Source organism: Streptomyces sp. NPDC007346 (assembly GCF_040703535.1).
Lineage (GTDB): Bacteria > Actinomycetota > Actinomycetes > Streptomycetales > Streptomycetaceae > Streptomyces.
In genome coordinates, this window is sequence record NZ_JBEYKR010000037.1 from 1 (window position 1) to 25,692 (window position 25,692).

Genomic DNA, 25,692 nt, shown 5'->3' on the forward strand with positions numbered 1-25,692 from the left:
TGTGCGGGGGCGGGCGGGGCAGGGCTAGGGTGCTGGGTAGCCACGGGATCGGCTTTCTAGGGTTTCGATCTTGCGGTCAGACCCCGGCGCTGGTGTGGCAATCACCGTGTCGGGGTCGTTTGGTTCTCGAACCGTAAGCAGTCGTGACTCTGCGCCGCAAGCTGTCACGATTAGTCATACTTCCTCAGCCGTGACGGGTCAGGGAGGTAGGGAGGTTTTCCCAACCCCTTTCTCTTACCCACCGGTTAAAGAAGGCGCTCGAATCCCGAGGCTCGCATCCCGACGCCCGGGACCCGGAACCCGAGCTTCGGGCCGGAGCCCCGTTCACGTACCCCCGGAAGAGTGAACCGGCTGACCCCGAATCTCGGGGCTCGAAGCTTGAGGCCCAAGCCCAGGCCCAGGCCTCGGCCGAGCTCGCGGTGCGTCATTACCCGACACGAGGAGCCCGCTGGTGCGGGATGACGACAACACGCTCGACACCCACGCCGTGCTGTTCGAGGGGACCAGGACGGTCCTGGTGATCCTCGGCACGGGCGTCGTGCTGGGCCGCAAGCTGCGGTGAAGGCCGCGCCGTACGGGAGGAGTGGGCTGATCAGTCTCGCGTCGACGCTGCGCCGCCGGGCGGAGGAGACCACCGGTGCCGAGACCCACGTTCCCTTCACGGTCGCGGCGGAGGCCGGGCCGGGGCCGCCTGACCGGCGCGCAGGGCCCGTCAGGTTCTGGAGGAGGACGCCGTCGGTTTGCGCCGGGTGCGTCGGCCCCTTGCCAGGATGCCGTTGATGATCTCGGAGTGACGGCCCGTGAACGCCGCGATCGGCACCTCGATGGTCTGGTAGGTCGCGTGGCCTTCCTGCCGATCCGGCACGCTGCCCTCTTCGTGCCAGCGAAGATCGGTGCTGCCTGCCTCGATGAACGGGAGGTCCGGGACGGTCTGGAGGAGCACCCGTCCGCCACTCGGGACGGGGAGTTCGATCCAGAAGTGCTCGGGGACGCCGAAAGCGCCGTCCATCCGGTAGTGGCACATGATCCAGCCCGCCGGGTTCGCGGCGGCGACCTGCAGGTTGTGGGTCTGCACGAAGTTCTGGACCGCCCGTTCCATGAGGGGGCGGATCGCGTCCTCGTCGTGCTGGGCGTCGACGTTCTCGGGGTCGAAGCGCATGCCTGCGGCCGTGATGTCGTTCCGCAACCGGTCCAGGTCGCTTCTGACCGCGGCCTCCACCTGGTCCAGCTCCCGTACGTCGTCCTTCTCGCTCAGGCCGGTGAGGTAGCTCCAGTACTCACCCCGGTCGGGGCCGCCGGAGTCCGCGGCGGCCCGCACGGCCCACTCCCAGCAGGCGGCCTCCTCGGGCGACTTGGGGACCTTGCGCCCCCGCCCGCCCGCGTAGGTTTCCTCCCACCCGTCGGAGGCGGCGATCAGGTTGATCGCGTCCTCGGAGATCTCCCCCTCCGCGCTCTCCTCAAGGGTGCGCTTCACCCGCTGGACGGCGCTGGCGTCGCCACTGCGCGTGGAGCGGCCGGCCTCGACAGTCCGAGTGGTGGTCCGAGCGAGGGCCCGCGCGACGGGAGGGCCGCTCATCGCGCGCCGGGCGTTGGCCTCGGCCTCCCGTTCGAAGCGGTCGCCGGGGTCGGAGACGGACAGCCCGGCGCCGTTGTCGGTGCCCGCGACGGGGCCCTGGCGCTGCTGGATGACGTGGGTCAGCTCGTGGGCGAGGGTGTGCCGGTCGCCACCGCCGTCGCCGATGACGACATGGTTGCCGGAGGTGTAGGCACGCGCACCGATCTCGGCGGCGGAACGGCGGGCCTCGGCGCCGGTGTGCAGCCGTACGTCGGAGAAGTCGGCGCCGAGGCGGCTCTCCATGTCGGTACGGGTGGTCGTGTCCAGGGCCTGTCCGCTGCCGCGCAGCACGCCGGGCACCGTCGAACGCTGCACCGCCGTCTCCGCCTGCACCGCCGTCTCCGCCTGCGCCGCCGCCTCCGCCTGCGCCGCCGCCTCCGTCTGCACCGCTACCTCCGTCTGCGATGAGGCCTCCGCCCGCGATGACGCCGCCTCCGCCCGCGCTGACGGCTCCGGCCGCCTCGACCGGCCTGATGGCATCGGCTCCTCGGCGTGCCCGCAGCCGGGCCCGTGCCGGTGCCGGTCCAGCGCCCCGGGATGCCCGGCTCGCCGCAGTAACTGCACCACCGCGGCGTTGCCGATCGTCGGCTGCATACCGAGCGGCCCGGCCGCGCCCTCCACCGGCCGTTTCGCGCCTGCCGTCGGCGAGGCCAGGGGCTCCCGCTCGCTGTCCCGACTTCTCCGTGCTCGCACGCCGGCTCCTCTTTTTTAAGGGTCGGCCTCCCTGTCTACCAGTACCCACGTAAGCGGCACGAGAGGCGAACGGGCAGTGACACCTACCTGTGAGGGCAGGGCGAACGGACATGCAGGCGACAGGAGTTGGAAACACGTACCGAAAGGCTTCGGTAGACCGCAGGCAGGCTGATCTCCCCGGACTCGGTGTCGACCTGCTTGCTCGTGGTGTCGAACACGACTCGGAACGCGGTCGCCGGCCTGGTCCCGATCCGCTCCACCCTCAGCAGCGACTTCAGCTTCTGCTTTGCCGTCCACGGCCCCCCGCTCCGCGTTCTGCGCGCCCGAGCAGCCTCGTCGCGACCAGCACCGGCAGCAGATCCCGCGTGTCGTCGACCGCCCTGCTCGTTCGCGTACCGGACTTCGGCGCCACGACGCGGTACGGCCTGTCCGCCTGGGGGTGAACTCACAGGCCCGAGCCCCGCCGAGCAGGGCAGACCCGGTGCGAAAGGGAACGTTCTGTCGTACGCGGACGGGCTGCCCCTCGTCGTCGGCATCAGCGCGGCCAACACCCACGACGGCCTCGCCTCGAAGCCCGTAGTCACGGCTCACCAAACGAGACACGGCCCCCACCGCAGCCGTAGGACCCGTCTTAGGGCCCTCGCTGCCCGCTGCTATCCCCCGGCTGCTGTAAGGGACTTGCTCAAGTCGTCATTCGGGGACACGGCCCTGTTGACTCACCGCAGTGATGAGGGTGGAGGAGGCAGTGACGAGGGTGGAGGAGACGTGGGCCAGAGCGGGGTCTGCGGCGATGAAGAACGTTTCGACTCCGGCCAGTTCGTGGTTCATGCGGGCCATCGGCATTTCGTAGTCCAGGTCGTGTACGTCGCGGACCCCACGAATGACGACGTCGATGGCGAATCGGCTGCAGTAGTCGACCAGCAGGCCGCCGGTGTGGGAATCGACCGTGACGTTGCTCAGGCCGGTTGCTGCCGTACGGAGCCGGTCCAGCCGTTCCGTGACGGGGAAGCGGCCGGTCTTGTTCGCGTTGAACATCACGCACACGACGACCTCGTCGAACAGGAGGGCAGCGCGCCGGAGTATGTCCTGATGCCCCTGAGTGACCGGGTCGAAGGATCCTGGAAAGAGGGCTCGCATGACCGGAGAGAGTAACAAGTGGCCGTCCCCGATGGTGAGGTGCCAGGGCAGCCAACCACCAAGATCAAGCGTGGCAGGAAGAACGTCCAGGGGGGTGGGGGAACCGCAACGTCCCACTCGATCAGGGCCACGTGCGACACGCGCGTAGGCAGTGCTTGAGGTGCGCAATCCCCCGGTCCGCTCAGTTCACCGGCTGCTTATTCTTGGGGCCATGACTACCCAGCCTCCGGAGCCCTTTCGACGCCCTGCACCATCAGGAGAGCTCCGCGCCTCTCACGACGACCGGGAAGCAGTGGTGGAGCGGCTGCGCGATGCGGCAGCCGAGGGGCGAATCGATCTCGATGAGCTGGATGCGCGCCTGGAGCAGGCGCTGACGTCCAAGACGTACGCCGAACTGGCCGTCCTGACCGCCGACTTGCCGAGTTTCGATCCCCCTGAGAGCCAGCCGCCGCTGGTTCTCAAGGGCGGTATGCATGGCGCGTCTCGAGGCCCTGGGCGCTGGGAGGTTCCCGGGCATGTGATCGCTCACGGTGGCATGGGGGGTGTGAAGATCGACTTCACTCGGGTTGAGTGCCGCTTCACGGAGATCGCAGTGGAGGCGTACGGGGAGACAGCCGGTGTCACGATTGTCGTTCCCGACGGCTGGGCCGCAGACACCAGCGGCATGGATCCCGGCCTTGGCGGCCTGAGGGACAAGACCACCCCCGACCGGCTCCCGGGAACTCCGCTGATCCGGCTTACTGGCTCCGGCGGCATCGCGGGAGTGGTCATTCGCCATCCCAACCGCTGGGAACGGCGCAAGCTGGGCAGTGACCCGAAGCAGGGCTAGGCACTGTTTCTCGAATCACGTTCGGAGCCAGATGACGAGGGCTGCGAGCGTGACGGTGCCGAGGTAGATGTAGGCGCGTTTCTCGTAGCGGGTAGCGACGGCGCGGAAGCTCTTGAGGCGGTTGATGGTGCGTTCGACGGTGTTGCGTTTCTTGTAGCGCTCGCTGTCGAAACCGGTGGGCCGCCCGCCTCGGGACCCTCGGTTCTTGCGGTGTCCCTGCTGGTCGAGACGTTCGGGAATCGTGTGCGGGATGCCGCGTCGTCGCAGGTAGCGGCGGTTACGTCGGGACGTGTAGGCCTTGTCCGCAAGGACACGGTCGGGCCGGTTGCGGGGCCGTCCGACTCCGGTTCGCGGCACCGAAACCTGTTCCAGGACCCGCTCGAGCTGGGGTCCGTCACCGTAGTGTCCGGGTGTCAGGACGAGGGCGAGGGGTCGGCATCGTCCGTCGGCGGCGAGGTGGATCTTGGTGGTGAATCCTCCGCGGGAACGTCCCAGACACTCCCCGATCTGACCACCTCCTCCAGACGGGCGGCTAGTTTCCGCAGTACCGGATCGACCTGGTTCGTCCCTCGCACGGCCCCCTTTTGAGGAACGGCGGCCGGGGACGCCTTCCTCGCGCCGGCGGCGTGCTGGTGGGCTCGTACTGCTGTGGAGTCCACCGACACGTCCCAGTCGATACCGCCTTCGGCATCCTCGGCTGTCTGGATGCGGGACAACAGCATCTGCCACGTTCCATCGGCTGACCAGCGGCGATGCCGTTTGTAGACCGTCTCCCAGGGTCCGAACCGCTCGGGCAGATCCCGCCACTGGACACCGGTCCGCACTCGGTAGAGAACCCCGTTGATCACCCGGCGGTGGTCGCTCCACCTACCACCACGCGCACCACCAGGAGGTAAGAACGACACCAGCCGGTCCCACTCCGCATTCGTCAGATCACCACGGCCCATACAGCCAGCCTGGCGCTAACACCCCACCCGCGTCTGCGTTTGCGCGTGATGCGACCCCAGGTGACGGTAGATAGATCAAACGGTTCCACGGCGGCGATCAAGGCCTTCACAGCGCGTGTCTTCGACAGTCCGGTGAGGAGTTTCTACGGCGTCCAGGTCTCCAACCAGGGCTGGATGATGATCTTCGTTAGCGGCATCCCGCTCCGCCACAACGGCCAAAGATTCAAGCGGTAGGAGTGATGCGGCGAGCGGCGAGCAGTGTCAGACGGTCGGCGAGGCGGTCGTAGCGGCGTTCCGATCATCGACAACGCGAACCGAGTAAAGGCAGAGGAGACCCAAGATGGCAACGCAGGTCAGCAAAGCGCTTCTGGTACGCCTCGAAGCACTGCCCGGCAGAGAGGACGACGTCCGCGACTTCTTGAACCAAGGGCTGTCGATCGTCGAGGGGGAGCCCAAGACCGTCAGGTGGTTCGGAATCCAGTTCGGACCCTCGTCGTTCGGGATCTTCGATGCCTTTCCCGACGACGACGGGCGCCAGGCGCATCTGTCGGGTGCGGTCGCGAAAGCGCTCGGTGAGAACACGGGTGAGCTCTTCGAGGAGCCCACGATCGAGCAGCTCGATGTCGTCGTGGAGAAGCAGCCCGCGTAGAGCAGGCTCTGCCCGCGGGGCGACGTGGATCAGCCCAGTGGCCATAAGCCAGGCCGTAGACGATCGTCATCGGTACTCTGCCCCGGTACTTGGCGTCGACGGCGGCGGTGCGCAGGCCCAGCGGGGAGGCACGCACGGCGGCCGTGTACCCGCCGGACTCGCGCCAGTACGACGACGTCGAAGTGCGTACCCGTGGGCATCGTGCCTTGCGATGTGCGACGACGGGCCGACGACCAAGTGACCGGTAGTGGTTTGGCGTGGGCCGGGCATGCCTCAGCGCCTGCCGGGTTCCGGCACGTCACCGGCCACGCATGGTGATTCAACCCGTTTGACATGTCTTGCGGGGGTGGGACACTGGGGTTCTTGAGGCCTTTTCGTGCGGCACTCCGTCCACGGTGATGTGCCCACCAGACCGTGGGGACGGGCCAGGCCAACGTCAAGGCGTACAACCGGCAGCTGTGCGGGCTGATCGAGCAGGGCAAGGCCAAGCTGTCCTGGATCGTCTCCCAGGAGCTGTCGCTGGACCAGGCGCCGCAGGCCTACCAGCACCTTCGGCCACCGAGAGGACGGCTGGACCAAGGTCCTCCTCCACCTCGACGGCAGCTGAGCGGCGACAGAACGGACCCGAACCGGTCCCCCGCCGACCACCGGAAGGAACCACGCACCATGACCAACGAACTACACGGCAGGAAGGTCGCCATCCTGGCCACGGACGGCGTTGAGCGCGTCGAGCTCGAAGAGCCTCTCGGCGCACTGCTGGGCGCTGGAGGGCAGGCTGAACTCCTGTCCCTCCACACCGGCGAGATCAACGCGCGCCAGATGGACATCGACCCGGCCGGAACCTTTACCGTGGACAAGAAGGTCGCCGACGCCCGTGTGGGTGACTACGATGCGCTCCTGCTGCCCGGCGGCACCATGAACCCCGACCAGCTGCGCACCGACCCCGACGCCGTCGCCTTCGTGAGGGAGTTCGTGGAGACCGGGAAGCCCGTTGCCACCATCTGCCACGGACCCTGGACCCTGGCAGAGGCTGGCGTGCTGCACGGTCGCCGCCTCACCTCTTGGCCCAGCATTCGGACTGACCTGCGCAACGCTGGCGCCGAGGTCGTCGACGAGGAGGTCGTGATCGACCGCCAGCTGATCTCCAGCCGCGGCCCGCAGGACCTTCCCGCCTTCTGCAAGGCGATCGTCGAACGCTTCGCCAACGCACCGCAACCCGCCTGATCGGGAGAAGTCGCAAGCCACCGAAATGACATCCGGCACTCCCACGGCCGAGGCCCCGTGGATCAGCAGAGGAGATCGTCATGGCAAGCAGCAACCGCGCCGTCACGTTCCAGAACCCGAAAGACATGCGCGTTGAGTCCCTGGACTTCCCGAAGCTTCAGATGCCGAACGGGAAGAAGGCCCCGCACGGAGTCATCCTCAGGATCGTCGCCACCAACATCTGCGGGAGCGACCTGCACATCTACCGCGGGTCCTTCCCGGTGCCCCAGGGCATGGTGATGGGGCACGAGATGACCGGGGAGGTCATCGAGATCGGCCCCGACGTCGAGTTCCTCAGTGAGGGCGACCTCGTCTCCGTCCCGTTCAACGTGGCCTGCGGCCGATGCCGCAACTGCAGGGCGCGCCGGACCGACGTCTGCGAGAACGCAAACCCCAAGGTGTCCTGCGGAGCGTACGGCTTCAACCTGGGCGACTGGACCGGCGGCCAGGCCGAGTACCTGTTCGTCCCGTACGCCGACTTCCAGCTTCTGCGCTTCCCGGACAGGGACCAGGCCATGTCGAAGATCCGTGACCTGGCGCTGCTCTCGGACATCCTGCCCACCGCGTTTCACGGTCTCATGGAGGCCGGTGCCAAGCCGGGCTCGACCGTGTACATCGCCGGCGCCGGCCCGGTCGGCCGCTGCGGCGCAGCAGCGGCGCGCCTCCTCGGGGCGTCCTGCATCATCGTCGGCGATTACCACAAGGACCGCCTGGAGCTGGTGAAGAAGAACGGCTGCGAGACGGTCGATCTGAGCCAGGACGCAGCGCTCACCGACCAGATCGAGGCCATCCTGGGCGAACCCATGGTCGACTGCGCAGTCGACTATGTCGGCACCGAGGCGCACGGCATCGGCCGCGAGGCCGAGGACATGGACCCGGCCTACGCCATCAACCAGGTGCTCGACGCCACCCGCGCGGGTGGAGCCACCGGAGTCATCGGCGTATACGGCGCCGACCCGCTCGCGAAGTCGAAGGCGGAGCAAGAGGGTACGTACCCGATCGACTTCGGCAAGGCGTGGATCAAGTCGCCGCGGATCTCCGGCGGGCAGGCACCGATCATGCACTACAACCGCGAGCTGATGATGGCGATCCTGTGGGATCGCATGCCCTACTTGAGCGCCATGCTCAACACGAAGGTGATCGGCCTCGACGACGCCCCCGACGCCTACGCGACCTTCGATACGGGAGTGTCCCAGAAGTTCATCATCGACCCCCACGGCCTCATTCCCGCCTGAGGCCCGCGATCCGAGAAACAGTGCCTAGCTGTCCAAGGCGCTGTCAAGGTAGTGCTGGACGGGCAGGAACAGGCCGTACGGCACGTACTGCGGAATCCCGCTGTGGGCGGACCCACGCCAGCTCGGCGAGTTCCTCGGTGTCCGCGACGTGGGCCGTGCCACTCCATACGTCGCAGGCCGTGTACGACATCAGCCGACCCGTCTTCGGGTGCACCCGCTCGCGGAGTAGCTTCACCGCCGCCACGGTCAGCCCGGTCTCTTCTCGGGTCTCCCGCACAACCGGGTCCTCGCGCGCCTCACCGGGCTCGACCTTTCCGGCCGGAAACTGCCAGGAGAGTTGTCCCTCGCTGACCCGGCGGCGCACCATCGGTACGCGTCCGTCGTTCACGACGATGGCAGCGGCGACGCCCGGCCGCTCGTCCGTGTTCCGCTGCGTCATGACTGCTCCTTCAGGGCGGTCAGGAAGGGTGGGAAGGTCGTATCGACGGGGATGAAGACGGCGCACTGTCGTTCTGATCACCCCATGCCGTCAGGCAGGCATCGCTGCGCCTGTTGTAGACCGGTCTGAGTGGAGCAAGCGACCCCGCACACGCGGGGACCACCATCGCTGCCCGTCCTGCTTCACGTCGTACGCGGGAACACCCCCGCAGGCGCGGGGACCACCAGAAGCATCACCCGGACCTCCCGCCGGTACTGGGACCACCCCCGCACTCGCGGGGACTACGCGAAGCGGCAGCTTCAGGAGCAGGCGGAGCGGGGACCACCCCCGCACGCGCGGGGACCACATGCTCGCCGACTTCCGGGGCGAGGAGCGGGAGGGACCACCCCCGCACGCGCGGGGACCACAGTTCGTGACCTGCGGGTTTATGCGGCCGGAAGCTCGTTTTTCATCACTTCTTGGGAAACGGACATATCGCCAGTGTCGCTAGTAGTGCCAGCTGGAAGTCGTGGGGCCTCCATTATCTCGATGGCCCCGCAGCACGCTCAACCCTCAATCGGGGCGGGTTCCTAGGTCATCCGGGGCAACAAGCATGCCGCCAGGGGACTACTTCTTGCCCTCCCCCAGGGCGGTGCGCAGCCAATCGATGGCCCCTTGCGCCAAGAGCTCGTCGGCCAGCTGTTTTGCCGTCTCGGTGACGAGGCGGTTGCGGCTGTTGTCGATCCACCGCTGAGCGTTTTCGTAGCCCTGCGCCTTGTACTCGATGCCTTGGAGCAGGCACTCCAGCTTGTCCGCGTCGCGAGCGCAGACAGCCTCCGGTGACTCTTTGGCCTCGTACTCCGCAACAAGCTCACGGACTGCCGAGGCGAGCACCTGGGGCATGCCCGCCGTCTGGTCGGCTGTGACTGCCTGGGGGTCGCCGGCGGGCGCGTACTTCTTCCCGAGGTGGTTCACATCTCCGGTGCGGCTTTCCTGCGTGTCGTGCCACACGGCGAGGTAGGCGGCTCGGGCGGGGTCGGCGCCCTCCAGCTTCGCGATGATCGTGGCGATCAGCGACGTACGCCATGAGTGCTCGGCGACGCTCTCGGGATCACGGACCCCGGCCATCCACCAGCCGGTGCGCCGCGTCTGCTTGAGCGTGCCCGCCTCATACAGGAAGCGGCCCACCGCGGACAGGTCCTCAGCCACGATCCTCTCCTCTCCCGCCTCGGCGAGGCGGATTGTTTACCGGATGCTTTCCAGCTCCCGGCTGTTCAACATCGCAGGGAGGATGGACATGGCTCGTTCCCTCCATCCCGCAGGGCGCACCCGTGCGTCACGGTCAGACGTTGTGAGGCTGCGTCTCGTGCGCCGCAGCGATCCGGTCGATTCGCGCAGCCAGGTCGAAGTCGGCCGCAGTGAGGCGGTGCCCGGCGTCGTGCGTCGTGATGCTGAAGCGCACGTGATCCCATCGCAGGTCGATGTCCGCGTGGTGGCCGACGAGGCGTTCGACGTCTGCGACGTTCACGATCATCGCGACACCGCCGTGGTACCGGATCCCGAACGTGCGGGTGATCGTGTCCCCTTCCCGTGCCCATCCCGGTAGTTCGGCGAGCCTCACGGCGATGTCCTCGCCCGACAGCGGCTCCTTGCCCATCGTCAGCTCTCCTCGGTCACCGGCGCCAGGACCTTCACAAGGTCCCGGTCTGACCGGTGCATCGTGCCACGGAGCCCGTGGCCCGTGGCCCGTAGGGAACATCGCGCTATTCGACTGTCGCCCCTACGCTCGTCGCGTGAAGACGTTCGTGTTCGGCATCGGTGAGACTCCCGTCCGTGACGACCGCTGCTGGGGTTCCTGGGCCGACTGGCTCGGCACCCCCAGGCACACCTTGTCGGCCCTCGTCGGTGCCGTCACCGCTCAAGGGCTCGACAAATCCGAAGCGTTGAAGCTCGTGAAACCGGACATCGACATTCCGGCTGGATACGCTGCCCGCGAAGCAGCCGGGAGAGGCGAGTACCTCGATGAAGCCGACCTGTACGAGGACGTCCGCCCCGCACTCGCCGAACTCCGAGAAAGCGGGACGCGCGTCGTCGTCGCGGGCAATCGGACCGTGCGTGCCGGTGCATTGCTGCGGGCACTGGATCTGTCCGCCGATCTCGTAGCGACTTCCGGGGAACGGGGTTGCGCCAAGCCTTCGGCGGAGTTCCTCGCGCGAGTCCTCGACGCGTCCGGTGCACCAGCAAGGGAGACCGTGTACGTCGGTGACCATCCAGCGAACGACACGTTCCCCGCAGCCGAGGCGGGACTGCGTACCGCGCACATCGGCCGTCGTCCCTGGGGGCACCTGTGGGCGGACGGCACACAGGTATGCGCCAAGGCCGACTGGGTGATCGAATCCCTCGCGGAACTGACCGCGATTGCCGGAGAGTAGACAAAAGCACATCCGCTCCGATATCGAACGGGTACGGTCGGTGGGCGTCTGTCGGCAGTCCGCGTGAGGTCGGTGAGAGCATCGGCGCACACCGCCGTGCACGCCGCCTCACGCAAACCCCCTCGCCACAGCCGTCCACGTGCCCTACGCGACTGTTCGGTCCACGAACGAGGCGCCCGCTGCCCCAGCGACGACGTGCTATGAGGCGCGCCTTCCCCCTGTACGCCGGGGATGTGCCCGCAGCATCTTCGGATGCCAGCGCCTTTCGTCATGCCCCCAACACGTCCATCAGGTGATCGTCCAGATCGGCGACGAAATCCTCCTGCCGCCACGGCCGCAGCTCCACCCTGGCCCGACGCAACCGAATCGCCGGAACCCGGCCGCCGGTCGCCGCCGCCGCGACCACACACTCGTGCAGCAGTTCAGCAGCTGACTGCGGATCGCCCATCCGAATACGGGCGAGAGCCTGATCAGTTCTCACGATCGCACGCTGCACCTGTTCCCGAGGTGCGACCAGTGTGGCCGCCGAAGCCGCGAACCGGTCATGCGCGATCGAAGGGTCACCGACGTACAGCTCACACACCCCCTCGAACCCACGAAGGTGCCCAGCCGAGAAGCTGCTGCCCGACGGGTCACCACCGGGCTGGTCCTCGATGTCGTACCAGGCCAGGCCGAGTGCCGCCTGGGCCTGCCGTTCCTGCCCCGCCCGCGCGGCGACCTCGGCCTGCAGTGCGTGCGCTCGCGCTCGCACCCGGATGCTGTCTCCCGTACGCGCCGCACGCACCGCTTGGTCGACGAGGAGCCGGGTGTCGGCGAGATCGGGCGACGAGTAGAGAGTCACGAGCGCATGGCTCATGTGCACGGACGCCCGCCGCCACGTGTCTCCGAGCAGCTCGGCCTGCGCGGTGGCCTCAGCGTAAAGAGCCCGTGACGCCTCGTCGTCGCGGTTCTCGAACGCCAGGCGACCGCCCAAGGAACAGGCGGCGACGGCGACGGCCCGGACGTGACCGACCACCGGGCTGGGAAGTGCCTCTGCTTGCAGTCGGCGGCACGCGTCGATCACGGGCGCGAGCAGCAGTTGCAGGCGGCCCATCGGTACGACGCCCACTTGTGCGTTGGCGTCGGCGGCGACCGCAGCGAGCCCGGCCACGGTTTCCTCGGTCACCTGGCTCGGGTCGATCAGGGCAGCGGACAGCTCGGCCTGTACGGGCGGGGAGAGCAAGGCCAGCATGCCGCCGGTCTCCGTCGCCGTACGGATGAGCGTGGTGCGCAGGAGGGCGACGCGGGTCTCGCTCTCGCCGAGGTCGACCAGCGCGCCGAGCAGCTCAGCGAGGTCGGACCCAGTTCCGACAGGCATCTCCCCGGCCGGGGTCCGGGCGTAGAGGTGAGCAAGGAGGAGCTGATAGCGCTCGTCGGGCAGTACCGGCGCTGCCGACTCCCAGCGGGCAACGGATCGTTGGACGCTCGCGACGGCGGGGAGGCGCGGGCGATGCAGGGCCACGGCGATCTCGGACAGCGCCCGTGCGGCGCCGGCCAGGGAGAGGCCGCGACTGTGTCGTAAGCGTTTCAGCGTCGCCGCCCCCGCGGCCCGGTTACCCATACCGCCATGGTGACGCAGTCCGCGACGGTGTGTGGCTATACCGGTACGACCAGTCGCGGCTTTCCCTGTTCAGCCGTGTAGTTGATCGTCTGCCACGTGCCGGTCGACGGCTCCGTGGCGTGGGGGAACCCGATGGTCATCGATGCGCGGTCGACCATCCACCGGTTCCGCGCATGGTAGGCCGGGGACCGGAGTTCGGACGCGGCGAGCTCCACGACATCTGTGATGCGTTCCCTCGTACGAGCGACGGCCTCCTGCGCCTCGGCCGGCTGCTGGCTCATGGTGCCCGGCGCGACGATGGTGATGGACGCCGACGTCTGGTCGGCGAGCCAGAGCAGGGCGAGTGAGTCGATGCCCATCGCGCCACCGATGTAGAAGTGCGCTGCCGGAGCGAAGGGACCGAGGTACTGCTCGAACAGGTTGGCGTACTCGGTGAGGGACTTGTGGTCTGTCTCTCGAGTGCCCGTGATCGCCACCGTTCTCATGATCCACTCCGTGTCATAGGTTGTCATATCCCGTGGCATCGCCGCAGTTGAGACCGTCAAGGCATGAACGCTGCCGACCTGCGAAGACTGGCGGGGCACCTGCGCAATCACGGACTGCAGGTTGTCGCCCTCGAACCCGGACTGCGGCTGCACGCCACAAACCCGCTGCACAGGCTCCTCACCGAGGAGATTGTCGCCGAGGGCGGGCGCTACGTCACAAGCTTCTCCTACGAGATCGGCGAACGGGGACGCGAGGAGGAGTGCGCCGACCGTATGGCGCACCTGCTCGCAGCTTCGAGGCCCACCCGGGCGGAGGCGTCGTGACCGGGGTACGAGGGAAGTCGCGGGAGCAGACCGGCGAGAAGCTGTACCGGACGTTGCTCGGGCACACCCAGCACTGCGCCACCTGCCGTACCGGGGCCTCCTGTCCGACGGCCGCCAAGCTCGGCCGGGTCTGGCGGGAGGCCCGCCGGTGAGGTGTTTCGCGGAGGGCGACGCCCACGACTTCCCGATCGAGGACCACACCGAGGCCTATTGCCCGGAGCACGGGGTGACGCTGCTCTGGCGTGGTGAGCCGATTGCGGGGGCTGATCTGGCCGAGGAGGCCGACCCGCGGTTGGGCGGGCTGGGGGAGGGGGCGGATGGCCCGTACAGCGTTGTCTGCCGTGGTGCTTCGGTCTCGGACCTGGCCGCCGCGCACGCGGTCTGCCGGCAGCCGGACTGTCTGTGCCCGTGCCACGTGACCGCCACCGCGCCCCGGGAGGCCGGATGAGCATCAGCTTGTCGCCGACGGATGTCCGTACCTGCGAAGCGTGTTGGCGCGCCCCGGTCACCGCCGCACGGCGCACCGCCGATGGTCGGGACCTGTTGTGCCGGGAGTGAGCCGAGGGCGGCTGTCCGCGCCGCGTCGATCTCTTCCCGCCGTACGGGATCTACCGGCTTCGCCGGCCCGGCAACTGAAGAACCCCACCACACAGAGGAGATGCACGATGAACAGCACCGCACTGACCGATGACGGCAAGCATGGTGGTCCTCCGTCGGACAAGCCGTGGACGCCGCCTCAGGAGCCGAAGCCGTCTCCGGACGGTAGCCGCCCCAAGTACGCCCCGCTGTCGTGAGCACCGCACAGCACATCCCCACGTACCCGGGCTTGGTGCAGGCGCTGGCCGAGCGGGGGCTGCTGGATGCCCGGTGGCGGCGGGTGTTCGACGCTGTGCCGCGTAGCCGGTTCGTCCCGGCGCGCGCCTGGCGGCAGTTGGCCGACCGGTGCGTGCCGGTCGTGGGGACGGACGCCTGGCTCGCCCTGGTCAACAGCGACGAGCCGGTCGTCACCCAGCTCGATGACGGGGCTGAGGGCGGGCCCGGTGTGGCGACGTCATCGAACTCGATGCCCTCCATGGTGGCCCGGATGCTCGGGCTGCTCGAGGTCGAGGACGGCATGCGGGTGTTGGAGGTGGGGACCGGTACGGGGTACGTCGCCGCGTTGCTCTGCGAGCGGCTCGGCGGCGACCTGGTTCACAGCGTCGAGCTGGACCCTGTCGTGGCCCGGCAGGCGGCAGAGGCGCTCGCGCGGGCCGGGTATCGGCCGCGTCTGCGGGTCGGGGACGGTGAGCAGCCCTGGCCCGGCCTGGGGCTGGTGGACCGGCTGATCGCCACCTGTGCGCTGCGGCACGTCCCGTACGGGCTGGTCCGGCAGGTCCGGCCTGGTGGGGTTCTTGTGGCCCCGCTGGCCCGGGAGTTCTGGTCCGGTGCCCTGGTCCAGCTCCGTGTCCGGGGCGACGGTACGGCGGTGGGGCCGTTCTGCGGCGGGGCGACGTACATGCCGATGCGCTCCCACCGGGCACCCGATCTCCACGAGGTGCGGGGCAAGGGCCGGGCTCGTGCCGCAGGCCTGGACCCCGCCCGGCTCCTCGACCTCGGGTTCGCCCTGTACGCCGGGGCTCGGCTACCAGGCGTACGGCTCATCCACCAGGACACCTCGGAAGGTGCCCAGGTGTGGGTGACCCGCGAGAACGGAGCGGGGGCGACGGCCGCCACCGGGGAAGAGGTATGGCAGTACGGGCCGGGGCTGCTGTGGGAGGAGATCGAACAGACCTGGTGGGAGTACGAGTCGGTGGGACGGCCCGAGGCGGATCAGTTCGGGCTGACCGTGACCGACCGGGGGCAACAGGTGTGGCTACGCGACCCGCGCGAGGTCATCGGGCCCGGGAGGCGGCGGCCCGTGTGAGGGGCCTCCATGCGGACGGTGGGGGTCGCGTCGGGTGGGTCGGTCCGCTGGGCCTGTGGGGGCGGGGCCTGGGCCTGGGTCGCGAGAAGCCCCGCATGTGCGGGGATCACTGTCCGGCCGAAGCGCTGGGCGAGTAGAAGAGGGAGCACCCCCGCATGCGGGGAGCACTGCACGGGCTGGACTTCGACGATCAGGGCGATGGGACCACCCCCGCACGCGCGGGGAGCACTGTGCCACGGTGTGATCGCGAAGGACGGCACCGGGACCACCCCCGCACGCGCGGGGAGCACGTGGACCGGGCCAGGTGGCCGGAGCCGCTGGTGGGACCACCCCCGCACGCGCGGGGAGCACAGTTCGTGACCTGCGGTTTTAGGGGGCTTGGAGCCTGTTTTTCGTTACTTCTTGGGAAACGGACATATCACCCTACCCACCCAACTCCCCCCTCGGAAGCCGCACAGCCCCCATTATCCGATGCCGCACCACCCCCGCTCCTAAGGTGAGCAAAACAAGCGCCGGCCAATGAGTGGTGGTCGCACCGGCAGGCCGCAGCCGCAGCCCCGCCGTCAGCCGGTGAGCAGGCGTGGTCGTGCGAAGTTCGTGTTGTCCACCATCGCGTCCATCCTCGGCAGCGGGTCCACCTCCCCGAGGTACAGGCGTTCCGCCACCAAGTAGCGGTTGCGGTGGATCGACTCCGCGTCCGTGCCCGCCCAGTTCTGGTCGCGCTCCGCGCCCCGGCGTACGGAGAGTTCGGCGTCCACGTCCATCCAGATGCGGAAGTTCCAGTACGCGTCGATCTCCGGGCGGAACGCGAACACGCCGTCCACGATCAGCACCGAGTCCGGGGTGAGCGGCGTCGTCCGGGTCGAGTGGTCCTCCTGTGTCAGCGGGTCGATGGAGCAGAGGGCGCAGGACGTGGCCTGCGGGGAGCGGGCGGGGTCCAGGAGGAGGCGCTTGGCCGTGTCGTAGTCGTATGCGTTGCGGTAGTAGCCCTCGCCGGACTCCCGGTCGTACAGGTGGCGGTCCTTCCAGGGGTTCTTGAAGTCGTCGAGGGTTGCTCGGAGCGCCGGGCGGCCCGACCGGGCTATTTCCGTGGCCAGTTCGTGGCCGAAGCTCGTCTTCCCCGCTGCCGTGAAGCCGTCGATGCCGACGAGCAGGCGGCCCGGGGCGAGTGCCAGGACGCGTTTCGCCAGTCCCTCCACCAGGGCGGTGCGCTCAGCCGATGCCGGTGGTGGGCAGGGCTGTTGCCAGGATGAGGGTGATCGGTGGACTTCTGCTCTCCCGTGCGTATCCATGTCGTCCATGTGTGGAATCTAGCCAGGGCTTCAGTCAGCCGTGCACTCCGGCCGATGAGTTGGTGAGTCGATGAGTCGATGAGTCGATGAGTTGGTGAGTTGAGGAGCCGAGGAGCCGAGGAGCCGAGGAGCCGAGGAGCCGTGGAGCCGTGGAGCCGATGGGCCGAGGAGCTCATGAGCCGATCCGCCGTCCTACGGCGACACGTCCGGCTCCGCCGTGCCCGCCGCCTTCCGGCGGTCCGGCCGCACCGCGTCCGCCGCCGTCACCTGGTCCTGCCCCTTGATGTCCCGGGTCTGCTCCGCCACCCACTCGGGGCTGATCGCCGGAGTCTCGCCCGGCACCTGGTCGTCGACGAAGAGGCAGAACGGGTGGCCCGCCGGGTCGAAGAGGACCCGTACGTCGTGCTGGGGCTGGAACTCCGCCGGTGTCGCGCCCTCCGCGACCGCGTGGGCCACGCCCGCCTCCAGGTCCGTCACCTCGAAGTCCAGGTGCAGCATCATCAGCTGGTCGCCGGGGGAGGCGGGCCAGACCGGGGGCACGTACGCCGTCTCCGTCTGGAAGCCCAGGCCGGAGCCGCCGCCGGGCGGGAGGAGCTTGACCCAGTCCGGCTCCTCCTGCACCGGCTCCCATCCCAGCAGGCGGCGGTAGAAGTCCGCCAGCTCCGCCGCGTCCGGGGCGTCGAGCACCGTGCTGGACAGGGTCAGGGACGGTCGCGGCGGTCGTGGGGTGGTCACGGTGGGCCTCCTCGGGTCGGAGATGTGCCGGTACGCGTACCCCGTGCCGGCACATCCAACATCCCCCGCCGCCTACGAGGCGCTCACCCCGCGATGTCCGCGTACCCGTCGATCTCGCGCGGGTTCCGCGTCCCCGGGCCCACGTACGTCGCCGACGGGCGGACCAGGCGGCCCGTGCGCTTCTGCTCCAGGATGTGCGCCGACCAGCCCGCCGTACGGGCGCATGTGAACATCGACGTGAACATGTGCGCCGGGACCTCCGCGAAGTCCAGCACGATCGCCGCCCAGAACTCCACGTTCGTCGCCAGGACGCGGTCCGGGCGCCGCGCGTGCAGCTCCTCCAGGGCCGCCTTCTCCAGCGCCTCCGCCACCTCGAAGCGCGGCGCCGCCAGCTCGCGGGCCGTGCGGCGCAGGACGCGGGCGCGCGGGTCCTCGGCGCGGTAGACGCGGTGGCCGAAGCCCATCAGGCGCTCGCCCCGGTCCAGCGCCTGCTTCACGTACGCCGTCGCGTCGCCCGTACGCTCGATCTCCTCGATCATGCCGAGGACCCGCGAGGGGGCGCCGCCGTGCAGCGGGCCCGACATCGCGCCCACGGCGCCGGACAGCGAGGCCGCCACATCGGCGCCCGTGGAGGCGATGACCCGGGCCGTGAACGTGGAGGCGTTCATGCCGTGCTCGGCCGCCGACGTCCAGTACGCGTCGACCGCCTTGACGTGCTTGGGGTCCGGCTCGCCGCGCCAGCGGATCATGAACCGCTCCACCACGGAATGTGCCTTGTCGATCTCGCGCTGCGGCACCATCGGCCGCCCCTGGCCGCGTGCCGACTGGGCGACGTACGACAGCGCCATCACCGCGGCCCGCGCCAGGTCGTCCCGGGCGGTCTCCTCGTCGATGTCCAGCAGCGGCTTCAGGCCCCAGACCGGCGCCAGCATCGCGAGCGCGGACTGCACGTCGACCCGGATGTCACCCGAGTGCACGGGGATCGGGAACGGCTCGGCCGGCGGCAGCCCGGGGTTGAACGCCCCGTCCACCAGCAGGCCCCAGACATTGCCGAAGGAGACGTGGCCGACCAGGTCCTCGATGTCGACCCCTCGGTAGCGGAGGGCACCGCCTTCCTTGTCCGGTTCGGCGATCTCCGTTTCGAACGCGACGACTCCCTCAAGACCGGGTACGAAGTCGGACATCAGGCGGCTCCCTCAGTTCGGCGGCGGATGGGCGACGGCCCTACGACCCCAAGGCCTCAAGGCCCCCAGGCCTCAAAGCCCCCAGGCCCCCAGGCCCCAAGACCTATGAGGCCTGACCCAAGATATTGGCGGGTTCTCACGGAGCGGGGAAGCGTGACATCCGGCACAGGACTCCATTTCGGCGGTGCGTGGTTACGTGCCCTCCCCGCCGGGCACACTCCGCCGCTGCGGCAGGATGGGGCCGTGCCCACACCAGAAGGTTCTTCGGGACCCCTCCCCGACGATTCCACCACCGATCCCGCCGCCATGCGCGAGCACTACCGTTCCGAGGACTTCACCGAGTCCGATCTCAGCGCCGACCCGATGGACCAGTTCGCCCGCTGGTTCCGCCAGGTCGCCGTGGGCGGCGTGCTCCACGAGCCCAACGCGATGATCGTCTCCACCGCCACCCCGGACGGCCGCCCCTCCGCGCGCACGGTCCTGCTGAAGCAGTACGACGGCCGGGGCTTCGTCTTCTTCACGAACTACGGCTCCCGCAAGGGGCGCGAGCTGGCCGCCAACCCGTACGTCTCGCTGCTCTTCCCCTGGCACCCGATGGCCCGCCAGGTGATCGTCACCGGCACCGCCTCCCGGGTCTCCCGCGAGGAGACCGTCGGCTACTTCCGTACCCGTCCGCACGGCTCCCAGCTCGGCGCCTGGGCCAGTGACCAGTCCACGGTCATCGACTCCCGCGAGGAGCTCGTCAAGCGGTACGAGGAGCTGGCCACGCGCTACCCCGAGGGCGAGAAGGTGCCCGCCCCGCCGGCCTGGGGCGGCTTCCGCGTGGTCCCGGAGACCATCGAGTTCTGGCAGGGGCACGGGAACCGGCTGCACGACCGGCTGCGGTACGTGAGGGAGGACGGGGCGGCCTCCGGGTGGCGGGTGGAGCGGCTCTGCCCGTAGGCCGGTAGGCCCGGGGGACCGGGGGCTCGGCCCCGCAGCCCGCAGCCCGTAAGCGCGTAGGTCCGTCGGCCGGGCAGACGCCCACGGGAACCGTGAACGCAGAAACCCGCAGGCTCGGGTTCCTCCGTGCACAGAGGAGCCGGCCGGACTTACCGGCGAGCCTGCGGGTCGGTGACTGCTGGGGATTGGCCGGCGTCCGGCCATGCACTGCGAAAGTGCGTGACAACGGGCGTCAGCCCGCAGCCACCTCACGAGTCCGAAGAGAAATCACTTCCGGAACACCTCCTTTCTTGTGTGGCTTCAGCCTAGGAGCGGGCCGGGCGGCCGCTCAACCCATTTATTTGGCGAAGTGGGATGTGCACTGGGTCACGTTCGAGTTGAATGGTCTGACGTGCAGCAATACGCGCGGTGACGCGCGGGGAAACGGCCGACACGTTCTGCGGGGGGTACGGAGTGGGTGCTTCCAGGAGCAGCGGTACCACCGACGAGCTCGGACCGGACGACGGTCCCGGCGGTACGGGCGGGCCCATGTGCCCCGGACCGCCCGCCTCCGGCGAGGGCGACGGCGGCGGTGCCGGAGGCGGTGACGACGGCGCCGGTGGCACCGGGGGCGGTGAGGGCGGCGGTGACGAGGGTCCCGTCGCCGACTCCGGGGCCGAGCTGCTGGCCGCCCTCCTCGACGGCATGGACGCGGCGCTCTGTGCCTTCGACGCGGCCGGCACCGTCACCCACTGGAACCGCGAGGCCGAGCGCATCCTCGGCTGGTCCGCGCAGGAGGCCGTGGGGCGTACGGGGTTCGCCGGGTGGGCGGTCCGCCGGGCCGACGCGCACGAGGTGCAGGGGCGGCTCATGTCCGCCATGGACACGCCGGGGCGTCAGGTCCACGAGTTCGCGCTGCTGCGCAAGGACGGCAGCCGGGTGCTGGTGCGGACCCAGTCCGCCCGCGTCCTCGGCGCGGACGGCAACCCGGCCGGGGTGTACTGCGCGTTCAGCGAGGTGCACGCGCAGATCGACCTGGAGCGGGCCATCGCGCTGAGCGAGGCGCTGCTGGAGGACGCGTCCTGGGGCGTGGTGCTCGTCGACGTCGACCTCCGCCCGACCGTGGTCAACGCGTACGCCTCCAGAGCGCTCGGCGGCGGCCGCACCACCCTCCTCGGCCGGCCGCTCGGAGAACTGGTGGTCCAGGGCGTCGAGGAGCTGGAGGCGGCCCTGCAACATGTGCTCGCCGGAGGTGCCCCGGGAGCCCCGGCCGAGCTGTGGGTGACGTTGCGTACGGCGGAGGGCGAGCGGCGGCGATGCTGGCGCAGCGGGTTCTCGCGGCTGGCCTCACCGCTGACGGAGGAGCCGGTTCCGCTCGGGGTGGGGTGGCTCTTCCGGGACGTGACGGCGGCGAAGCTGGCGCAGCAGGAGGCCGACCGGCTGCGGTTCCGGACGAGCCAGCTGCACCGGGCGGCGCGTACGGCCTCCGAGTGCGAGGACCCGATGGAGGCCGTGACGTCCCTGCTCGACTTCGCACTGGCCGGCTTCGCCGACCACGTACTCCTCGATCTGACGGGGGGCGGCCCGGCGGCGGGCGACCTGACGGGGGACGGCCCGGTGGCGTCCGGCCGCCCGGCGGGGGGCGACCGGACGGCGGGAGGCGACCAGACGGCGAGCGACCGGACGGCGGGGACGCCCGTGGAGGGCGGCGAGCGCCTGGTGCGTACCGCCGCCACGCCCACGGACGCGCCCGGCCCCTGCCTGCTGGTCGCGGGCGGCTCGATCCCGGTCCGTTACGGCCCTCAGCACCCGGCCCTCCAGGCCGTCGAGCGCGCCGGTTCGGTCCGTACGAGCGCGGGCGCCGGGGACGCCGCGGTGGCGGCGGCCTGGGCGGCCGAGCGCCGCTGGCCCAAGGACGCGGCCCACGGCCTGTGCACGGTGCTCCGGAGCCGGGGGCGGACGGTGGGTGTGCTGACGTTCCTGCGCGCGGCGAACCGGACCGCCTTCGAGCGCCCGGACACGGCGTACGCGGAGACGGTGGCGGCCCGGGTCGCGGGCGCCGTCGACCTGGCGCGGGTGGTGGGGCGACCGGCCCCCTGAGGCCCTGCCGACGCGCCCCTGGCCGTGCGGTGCGGGGAGCAGTGGAAGGCGACGAGGATCGGTGAGGCGAGCAGGGGCCGGGCCGGTAAGGCGCGGAGGGGGGGCCGGTAGGGCGCGCGGGGGTCGGTAAGGCGAGCAGGGGGGACCGGTGAGGCACGCGGGGGCCGGTAAGGCGAGCAGGGGCCGGTGAGGCGCGCGCCCTACCGACCCCTGAGGCGCGCAGGGGCCATGCCTGTCGGTAAGGGGTCGGGCAAGGCGTGCGTTCGTGCGGGGGTCAGTGGCGGTAGAAGATCCGCTCCCGGTACTCCGTCATCACCCGGCCGTTCCAGTCGTGGCCGCCGTCCACGTTCCCCGAGCGCAGGAGCGGCGGCTCGACGCCGCGGGCCACCAGCTGTTCGGCCGCCGCCGCCATCATCGACTGCATGATCGCGCTGGTCACCACGGTGGAGGCCGGGGCGAAGGGGGCCTCGACGCCGGGGACCGTCAGCTCCGCGTCCCCGATCGCGATCTTGCTGTCCAGGACGATGTCGCAGTGGTCGCGCAGGAAGCCGCCCGAGGGGTGCCGGGAGCGGGTGTTCTCCGCGTACGCGACCGAGGTGACGCCGATGACCTTCAGCCCGAGGGCGCGGGCGTTCTGGGCCATCTCGACCGGGAGCGCGTTGCGGCCGGAGAGCGAGATGATGACGAGCACGTCGCCGGCGGCGGCGGGGCTGGAGTCCAGGACCGCCGAGGCCAGGCCGTCCACCCGCTCCAGGGCGGAGCCGAGGGTGGCGGGCATGACGTCCACGCCGACGGTGCCGGGCACCGAGAGCAGGTTCATCAGGGCCAGCCCGCCCGCCCGGTAGACGACGTCCTGGGCGGGGAGGGAGGAGTGCCCGGCGCCGTACGCGAACAGCCGGCCGCCCGCCTCGACCGTGTCGGCGATGGCCGCACCGGCGGCGGCGATGGAGCCCGACTCCTCGTCCCGGACCTGCTGAAGCAGGCCGATCGCCGCATCGAAGAACTGACCGGCCAGCTTGCTGTCGCTCATCGGGGAGAGCCCTTTCGACGGGGTGGGAATGGCGGCGCCGCCGATCACGTTGCGGTCTGGACCAGTGGCCTGTCAATAGCGCCTGGTGGCCTTGGTCGCGCGGTCTTCGGCAGACGCGGCACGGTTGTCGGAGCTATGCGTCAGAATTGGGCGCAGGGCCATCGCACGACGATTTCTGTCACAGCATCGAGGGGCACGTATGTCCGGACTGATCGACACCACGGAGATGTATCTCCGAACCATCCTCGAACTCGAAGAGGAAGGCGTGGTCCCCATGCGCGCCCGGATCGCCGAACGGCTGGACCAGAGCGGTCCGACGGTCAGCCAGACGGTGGCCCGCATGGAGCGCGACGGGCTCGTCCAGGTGGCGGGGGACCGTCACCTGGAGCTGACCGAGGAGGGCCGCCGCCTCGCCACGCGCGTGATGCGCAAGCACCGGCTCGCCGAGTGCCTGCTGGTCGACGTGATCGGCCTGGAGTGGGAGCAGGTCCACGCCGAGGCCTGTCGCTGGGAGCACGTGATGAGCGAGGCCGTGGAGCGGCGGGTGCTGGAGCTGCTGCGGCACCCGACGGAGTCTCCGTACGGGAACCCGATCCCGGGCCTGGAGGAGCTGGGCGAGAAGTCCGAGGCCGCCCCGTTCCTGGACGACTCCATGGTGAGCCTGGCCGAGCTCGACCCGGGGGCGGAGGGCAAGACCGTGATCGTGCGGCGGATCGGGGAGCCGATCCAGACGGACGCCCAGCTGATGTACACGCTGCGGCGGGCCGGGGTCCAGCCCGGTTCGGTGGTCAGCGTGACGGAGTCGCCCGGCGGTGTGCTGGTCGGTTCCAGCGGGGAGGCGGCCGAGCTGGACACCGAGGTCGCCTCGCACGTCTTCGTCGCCAAGGCCTGACGTAGGCGCCGCCGGGGGCCCGTGCGTCCCGGGGGCGTAGGCAGAGGTCCGGTTCGTACGTCGAGGTCCTGGGCGTACGGAGAGGTCCGGTTCGTACGTCGAGATTCGGGGCGTACGGAGAGGTCGGGGACGTACGCAGAGGTCCGGGGCGCCGCTCACCCGGGCGAGGTTCCGTCCTCGGACGCCGGACGGGCCGGGGCGGATCTCGGACGAACCGGACCGGCTGGGGGCGGGTTCCGGACAGGCCGGGGCGGGTCCCGGACGGGGCAGGGCGGGTTCCGGACGGTCTGGGGGGCGGGTTCCGGGTTTCCCGTCGGTATCGCAGCGGCCGGGCGGATCGCGTGCCAGGCTGAGGCCAGGCATATGACCTGAGGGTGCCGGACCGGAAGCGGCCGGCACGGTCGGGGAGGGAGCAGGGAATGCGCCCGTCTTACCGGCACGCCCGCCGACCGGCGGCGGCCACGATCCCGGACGCCCCGGTTCCGGCTGTCGCGGTCCGGGACGGCCTGGCCCCGGCCGCCACGGCCCCGGACGCACCGCTCCGGGCCCCCCTGGCCCCGGCCACCACGCCCCCGGACACCGGGCCCCCGGCCACCACGCCCCCGGACACCGGGCCCCCGGCCACCACGCCCCCAGCCACCACACCCTCAGACCCCTCGGACCCCTCCGACGCCTCGGACCCCCCGGTCCGGCAAGGTCCGGTGGCGGCCTCACCGGCCTTCGCCATCGTTGTCGCGCACAAGGGGCGACCCCGGCGCCCGCAGGCGCCGGGGTCTGTCCTCCCCTGTGCTGACCTGGAGCCCCGAGCTCTCAAGGTCACTCCCCACGGACCCCTGTCCCCGAGTGGTCCGCCTCCCGTTGAAGATCTCCCCAGGCCGGCCGACGGCAATCCTCGCCGCATGTCACTCGAACGTGGGGTGTTGAGCGGCAGAACCCTGTTTTCGCATACGGATCCCTGTTTTCGAATAAGAGTTCGATAGTCTGCGTGTGCGCCCGCGCGGTGACGCGCGACCACGCGGTGATCGAGGACCCAACCACGCGGTGATCGAGGACCCATGGTGATCGAGGACCAGAAGGGGGTGCCAGGACTATGGTGCGGCGCATCGATGTGACCGGATCCGACGGCGTACGCCTCGCGGCGTGGGAGTTCGCGGATCCGCCCAAGGAGCGTGCGGGTGCGGACGGTGCGGGTGCGGACCGGGCCCCCGGCGTCTTACTGCTGCACGGGCTGATGGGCCGGGCCTCCCACTGGGCCCCCACCGCCCGCTGGCTCTCCGAGCGGTACCGGGCGGTCGGCCTCGACCAGCGGGGCCACGGCCGCAGCGACAAGCCGGCCGAAGGCCCGTACACCCGCGACGCCTACGTCAGTGACGCCGAGGCCGCGATCGAACAGCTCGAGCTCGGCCCCGTCACCGTCATCGGCCACGCCATGGGCGCGCTCACCGGCTGGCAGCTCGCCGCCAAGCGCCCCGACCTGGTCCGCGCCGTCGTCATCTGCGACATGCGGGCCTCCGCCCTCGGGGCGGCCTCGCAGCGCGAGTGGAGCGACTGGTTCGACTCCTGGCCGCTGCCCTTCGCCACCCTCGCCGACGTACGGAAGTGGTTCGGCGAGGACGACCCCTGGGTGGAGCGGCCGAACCCCTCGCGCGGCGCGTTCTACGCCGAGGTGATGACGGAGACGGAGGACGGCTGGCGCCCGGTCTTCTCCCGCCGCCAGATGCTCCTCTCCCGCGCCACCTGGGTCTTCGACGCGCACTGGGAGGAGCTGGCGCAGGTGCGCTGCCCCACCCTGGTGCTGCGCGGGCTCGACGGGGAGCTGGGGCGGGCCGAGGCGCAGGAGATGGTCCGGGTGCTGCCCCGCGGCCAGTACGCGGAGGTGGCGGACGCGGGGCACCTCGTCCACTACGACCAGCCGGAGGGGTGGCGGGCGGCGGTGGAGCCGTTCCTGGAGCAGCTCGCCGAGGATGCCCGGGGCGACCGGGAGCCGGTCGCCCCGTGACACCTCCGG

Annotated in this window: 24 protein-coding genes and 4 pseudogenes; 15 read left to right on the top strand and 13 right to left on the bottom strand. The window is 70.1% G+C overall.

Annotation, left to right across the window (positions count from 1 at the left end):
• Nucleotides 1–712: 712 nt before the first annotated feature.
• Both AB0917_RS12650 and AB0917_RS12655 read right to left on the bottom strand, forming a co-directional pair.
• Nucleotides 713–1,948 carry a DUF4157 domain-containing protein gene (locus AB0917_RS12650; RefSeq protein ID WP_366819548.1) on the bottom strand — a complete coding sequence of 412 codons (1,236 nt, stop codon included), beginning with the start codon at nucleotides 1,946–1,948 and terminating at the stop codon, nucleotides 713–715.
• 515 nt (nucleotides 1,949–2,463) lie between these two features.
• A pseudogene (locus tag AB0917_RS12655) lies at nucleotides 2,464–2,696 on the bottom strand (hypothetical protein); the annotation flags it as partial.
• 47 nt (nucleotides 2,697–2,743) lie between these two features.
• Here AB0917_RS12655 and AB0917_RS12660 point away from each other — a divergent pair.
• Nucleotides 2,744–2,929, top strand: a pseudogene (locus tag AB0917_RS12660) (IS5/IS1182 family transposase); the annotation flags it as partial.
• A 69-nt stretch (nucleotides 2,930–2,998) separates the two neighbouring features.
• On the opposite strand, the gene coaD reads toward AB0917_RS12660, so the two are convergent.
• Nucleotides 2,999–3,445: a pantetheine-phosphate adenylyltransferase gene (gene coaD / locus AB0917_RS12665; RefSeq protein ID WP_366819506.1), complete on the bottom strand. Its 447-nt coding sequence runs from the start codon at nucleotides 3,443–3,445 to the stop codon at nucleotides 2,999–3,001.
• A gap of 211 nt (nucleotides 3,446–3,656) precedes the next feature.
• On the opposite strand from coaD, the gene AB0917_RS12670 reads away from it, so the two are divergent.
• The gene (locus tag AB0917_RS12670) at nucleotides 3,657–4,274 is read left to right on the top strand and encodes a DUF1707 domain-containing protein (RefSeq protein WP_366819507.1); all 618 of its coding nucleotides are present in this window, start codon (nucleotides 3,657–3,659) and stop codon (nucleotides 4,272–4,274) included.
• A 15-nt stretch (nucleotides 4,275–4,289) separates the two neighbouring features.
• Here the strand turns inward: AB0917_RS12670 and AB0917_RS12675 are convergent.
• Nucleotides 4,290–5,221, bottom strand: a pseudogene (locus AB0917_RS12675) (IS5 family transposase).
• A gap of 340 nt (nucleotides 5,222–5,561) precedes the next feature.
• Between AB0917_RS12675 and AB0917_RS12680 the strand changes: the two are divergent.
• The 3 genes from AB0917_RS12680 (at nucleotide 5,562) to AB0917_RS12690 (ending at nucleotide 8,368) form a co-directional block, all read left to right on the top strand.
• Nucleotides 5,562–5,870: a putative quinol monooxygenase gene (locus AB0917_RS12680; RefSeq protein ID WP_031043901.1), complete on the top strand. Its 309-nt coding sequence runs from the start codon at nucleotides 5,562–5,564 to the stop codon at nucleotides 5,868–5,870.
• 666 nt (nucleotides 5,871–6,536) lie between these two features.
• The gene (locus AB0917_RS12685; protein WP_031043905.1) at nucleotides 6,537–7,094 is read left to right on the top strand and encodes a type 1 glutamine amidotransferase domain-containing protein; all 558 of its coding nucleotides are present in this window, start codon (nucleotides 6,537–6,539) and stop codon (nucleotides 7,092–7,094) included.
• 80 nt (nucleotides 7,095–7,174) lie between these two features.
• Nucleotides 7,175–8,368: an alcohol dehydrogenase catalytic domain-containing protein gene (locus AB0917_RS12690; protein ID WP_031043910.1), complete on the top strand. Its 1,194-nt coding sequence runs from the start codon at nucleotides 7,175–7,177 to the stop codon at nucleotides 8,366–8,368.
• A 24-nt stretch (nucleotides 8,369–8,392) separates the two neighbouring features.
• On the opposite strand, the pseudogene AB0917_RS12695 reads toward AB0917_RS12690, so the two are convergent.
• From AB0917_RS12695 to AB0917_RS12705, 3 genes and pseudogenes are all read right to left on the bottom strand, one after another.
• A pseudogene (locus AB0917_RS12695) lies at nucleotides 8,393–8,807 on the bottom strand (NUDIX hydrolase).
• Between the two features lie 606 nt (nucleotides 8,808–9,413).
• Nucleotides 9,414–9,995 carry an HD domain-containing protein gene (locus tag AB0917_RS12700; protein WP_366819508.1) on the bottom strand — a complete coding sequence of 194 codons (582 nt, stop codon included), beginning with the start codon at nucleotides 9,993–9,995 and terminating at the stop codon, nucleotides 9,414–9,416.
• A gap of 133 nt (nucleotides 9,996–10,128) precedes the next feature.
• Entirely contained in the window at nucleotides 10,129–10,443 is a 315-nt protein-coding gene (locus AB0917_RS12705; protein ID WP_366819509.1) for a 4a-hydroxytetrahydrobiopterin dehydratase, read from the bottom strand.
• A gap of 136 nt (nucleotides 10,444–10,579) precedes the next feature.
• Here AB0917_RS12705 and AB0917_RS12710 point away from each other — a divergent pair, with 136 nt between their 5' ends.
• Nucleotides 10,580–11,218 carry an HAD family hydrolase gene (locus AB0917_RS12710; RefSeq protein ID WP_366819510.1) on the top strand — a complete coding sequence of 213 codons (639 nt, stop codon included), beginning with the start codon at nucleotides 10,580–10,582 and terminating at the stop codon, nucleotides 11,216–11,218.
• 268 nt (nucleotides 11,219–11,486) lie between these two features.
• Here the strand turns inward: AB0917_RS12710 and AB0917_RS12715 are convergent, their stop codons facing one another.
• Complete coding sequence (locus tag AB0917_RS12715) at nucleotides 11,487–12,818, bottom strand: hypothetical protein (RefSeq protein ID WP_366819511.1); 1,332 nt, start codon at nucleotides 12,816–12,818, stop codon at nucleotides 11,487–11,489.
• A 35-nt stretch (nucleotides 12,819–12,853) separates the two neighbouring features.
• On the bottom strand, nucleotides 12,854–13,303 hold the full coding sequence (locus AB0917_RS12720; RefSeq protein ID WP_366819512.1) for a DNA-processing protein DprA: 450 nt from the start codon (nucleotides 13,301–13,303) through the stop codon (nucleotides 12,854–12,856).
• 63 nt (nucleotides 13,304–13,366) lie between these two features.
• On the opposite strand from AB0917_RS12720, the gene AB0917_RS12725 reads away from it, so the two are divergent.
• The 5 genes from AB0917_RS12725 (at nucleotide 13,367) to AB0917_RS12745 (ending at nucleotide 15,530) form a co-directional block, all read left to right on the top strand.
• Nucleotides 13,367–13,627 carry a hypothetical protein gene (locus tag AB0917_RS12725; RefSeq protein WP_366819513.1) on the top strand — a complete coding sequence of 87 codons (261 nt, stop codon included), beginning with the start codon at nucleotides 13,367–13,369 and terminating at the stop codon, nucleotides 13,625–13,627.
• Nucleotides 13,624–13,779 carry a hypothetical protein gene (locus AB0917_RS12730; RefSeq protein ID WP_366819514.1) on the top strand — a complete coding sequence of 52 codons (156 nt, stop codon included), beginning with the start codon at nucleotides 13,624–13,626 and terminating at the stop codon, nucleotides 13,777–13,779. The genes AB0917_RS12725 and AB0917_RS12730 overlap by 4 nt, the downstream gene beginning before the upstream one ends.
• Nucleotides 13,776–14,075: a hypothetical protein gene (locus AB0917_RS12735; RefSeq protein WP_366819515.1), complete on the top strand. Its 300-nt coding sequence runs from the start codon at nucleotides 13,776–13,778 to the stop codon at nucleotides 14,073–14,075. The genes AB0917_RS12730 and AB0917_RS12735 overlap by 4 nt, the downstream gene beginning before the upstream one ends.
• Nucleotides 14,076–14,292: 217 nt before the next feature.
• Nucleotides 14,293–14,421, top strand: a complete 129-nt coding sequence (locus AB0917_RS12740; RefSeq protein WP_366819517.1) for a hypothetical protein — start codon at nucleotides 14,293–14,295, stop codon at nucleotides 14,419–14,421.
• Nucleotides 14,418–15,530 carry a methyltransferase domain-containing protein gene (locus AB0917_RS12745; RefSeq protein WP_366819518.1) on the top strand — a complete coding sequence of 371 codons (1,113 nt, stop codon included), beginning with the start codon at nucleotides 14,418–14,420 and terminating at the stop codon, nucleotides 15,528–15,530. The genes AB0917_RS12740 and AB0917_RS12745 overlap by 4 nt, the downstream gene beginning before the upstream one ends.
• A 563-nt stretch (nucleotides 15,531–16,093) precedes the next feature.
• On the opposite strand, the gene AB0917_RS12750 is transcribed toward AB0917_RS12745, so the two are convergent.
• From AB0917_RS12750 to AB0917_RS12760, 3 genes are all read right to left on the bottom strand, one after another.
• Nucleotides 16,094–16,831: a uridine kinase gene (locus tag AB0917_RS12750; protein WP_366819519.1), complete on the bottom strand. Its 738-nt coding sequence runs from the start codon at nucleotides 16,829–16,831 to the stop codon at nucleotides 16,094–16,096.
• A gap of 183 nt (nucleotides 16,832–17,014) precedes the next feature.
• Nucleotides 17,015–17,557 (bottom strand): VOC family protein, encoded by a 543-nt coding sequence (locus AB0917_RS12755; RefSeq protein WP_366819520.1) that lies wholly within the window; start codon nucleotides 17,555–17,557, stop codon nucleotides 17,015–17,017.
• 83 nt (nucleotides 17,558–17,640) lie between these two features.
• The gene (locus tag AB0917_RS12760; protein ID WP_366819521.1) at nucleotides 17,641–18,741 is read right to left on the bottom strand and encodes a citrate synthase 2; all 1,101 of its coding nucleotides are present in this window, start codon (nucleotides 18,739–18,741) and stop codon (nucleotides 17,641–17,643) included.
• A gap of 306 nt (nucleotides 18,742–19,047) precedes the next feature.
• On the opposite strand from AB0917_RS12760, the gene pdxH reads away from it, so the two are divergent.
• Entirely contained in the window at nucleotides 19,048–19,683 is a 636-nt protein-coding gene (gene pdxH / locus AB0917_RS12765; RefSeq protein ID WP_366819549.1) for a pyridoxamine 5'-phosphate oxidase, read from the top strand.
• A 453-nt stretch (nucleotides 19,684–20,136) separates the two neighbouring features.
• Nucleotides 20,137–21,762 carry a PAS domain-containing protein gene (locus AB0917_RS12770; protein ID WP_366819522.1) on the top strand — a complete coding sequence of 542 codons (1,626 nt, stop codon included), beginning with the start codon at nucleotides 20,137–20,139 and terminating at the stop codon, nucleotides 21,760–21,762.
• Between the two features lie 274 nt (nucleotides 21,763–22,036).
• On the opposite strand, the gene AB0917_RS12775 is transcribed toward AB0917_RS12770, so the two are convergent.
• Nucleotides 22,037–22,792 carry an SIS domain-containing protein gene (locus AB0917_RS12775; protein ID WP_366819523.1) on the bottom strand — a complete coding sequence of 252 codons (756 nt, stop codon included), beginning with the start codon at nucleotides 22,790–22,792 and terminating at the stop codon, nucleotides 22,037–22,039.
• A 199-nt stretch (nucleotides 22,793–22,991) separates the two neighbouring features.
• On the opposite strand from AB0917_RS12775, the gene AB0917_RS12780 reads away from it, so the two are divergent.
• On the top strand, nucleotides 22,992–23,684 hold the full coding sequence (locus AB0917_RS12780) for a metal-dependent transcriptional regulator (RefSeq protein ID WP_366819524.1): 693 nt from the start codon (nucleotides 22,992–22,994) through the stop codon (nucleotides 23,682–23,684).
• Nucleotides 23,685–24,774: 1,090 nt separating this feature from the next.
• Nucleotides 24,775–25,683: an alpha/beta hydrolase gene (locus AB0917_RS12785; protein WP_366819525.1), complete on the top strand. Its 909-nt coding sequence runs from the start codon at nucleotides 24,775–24,777 to the stop codon at nucleotides 25,681–25,683.
• Nucleotides 25,684–25,692: the final 9 nt, after the last annotated feature.

Bases quoted from the DNA above. Each gene is read 5' to 3' on its own strand.
- AB0917_RS12690 (WP_031043910.1), top strand. From the start codon at position 7,175: ATGGCAAGCAGCAACCGCGCCGTCACGTTCCAGAACCCGAAAGACATG.
- AB0917_RS12740 (WP_366819517.1), top strand. From the start codon at position 14,293: ATGAACAGCACCGCACTGACCGATGACGGCAAGCATGGTGGTCCTCCG.
- AB0917_RS12750 (WP_366819519.1), bottom strand. From the start codon at position 16,831: ATGGACGACATGGATACGCACGGGAGAGCAGAAGTCCACCGATCACCC.
- AB0917_RS12685 (WP_031043905.1), top strand. From the start codon at position 6,537: ATGACCAACGAACTACACGGCAGGAAGGTCGCCATCCTGGCCACGGAC.
- AB0917_RS12715 (WP_366819511.1), bottom strand. From the start codon at position 12,818: ATGGGTAACCGGGCCGCGGGGGCGGCGACGCTGAAACGCTTACGACAC.
- coaD (WP_366819506.1), bottom strand. From the start codon at position 3,445: ATGCGAGCCCTCTTTCCAGGATCCTTCGACCCGGTCACTCAGGGGCAT.
- AB0917_RS12785 (WP_366819525.1), top strand. From the start codon at position 24,775: ATGGTGCGGCGCATCGATGTGACCGGATCCGACGGCGTACGCCTCGCG.
- AB0917_RS12760 (WP_366819521.1), bottom strand. From the start codon at position 18,741: ATGTCCGACTTCGTACCCGGTCTTGAGGGAGTCGTCGCGTTCGAAACG.
- AB0917_RS12775 (WP_366819523.1), bottom strand. From the start codon at position 22,792: ATGAGCGACAGCAAGCTGGCCGGTCAGTTCTTCGATGCGGCGATCGGC.
- AB0917_RS12725 (WP_366819513.1), top strand. From the start codon at position 13,367: ATGAACGCTGCCGACCTGCGAAGACTGGCGGGGCACCTGCGCAATCAC.
- AB0917_RS12680 (WP_031043901.1), top strand. From the start codon at position 5,562: ATGGCAACGCAGGTCAGCAAAGCGCTTCTGGTACGCCTCGAAGCACTG.
- AB0917_RS12780 (WP_366819524.1), top strand. From the start codon at position 22,992: ATGTCCGGACTGATCGACACCACGGAGATGTATCTCCGAACCATCCTC.
- AB0917_RS12705 (WP_366819509.1), bottom strand. From the start codon at position 10,443: ATGGGCAAGGAGCCGCTGTCGGGCGAGGACATCGCCGTGAGGCTCGCC.
- AB0917_RS12720 (WP_366819512.1), bottom strand. From the start codon at position 13,303: ATGAGAACGGTGGCGATCACGGGCACTCGAGAGACAGACCACAAGTCC.
- AB0917_RS12670 (WP_366819507.1), top strand. From the start codon at position 3,657: ATGACTACCCAGCCTCCGGAGCCCTTTCGACGCCCTGCACCATCAGGA.
- pdxH (WP_366819549.1), top strand. From the start codon at position 19,048: ATGCGCGAGCACTACCGTTCCGAGGACTTCACCGAGTCCGATCTCAGC.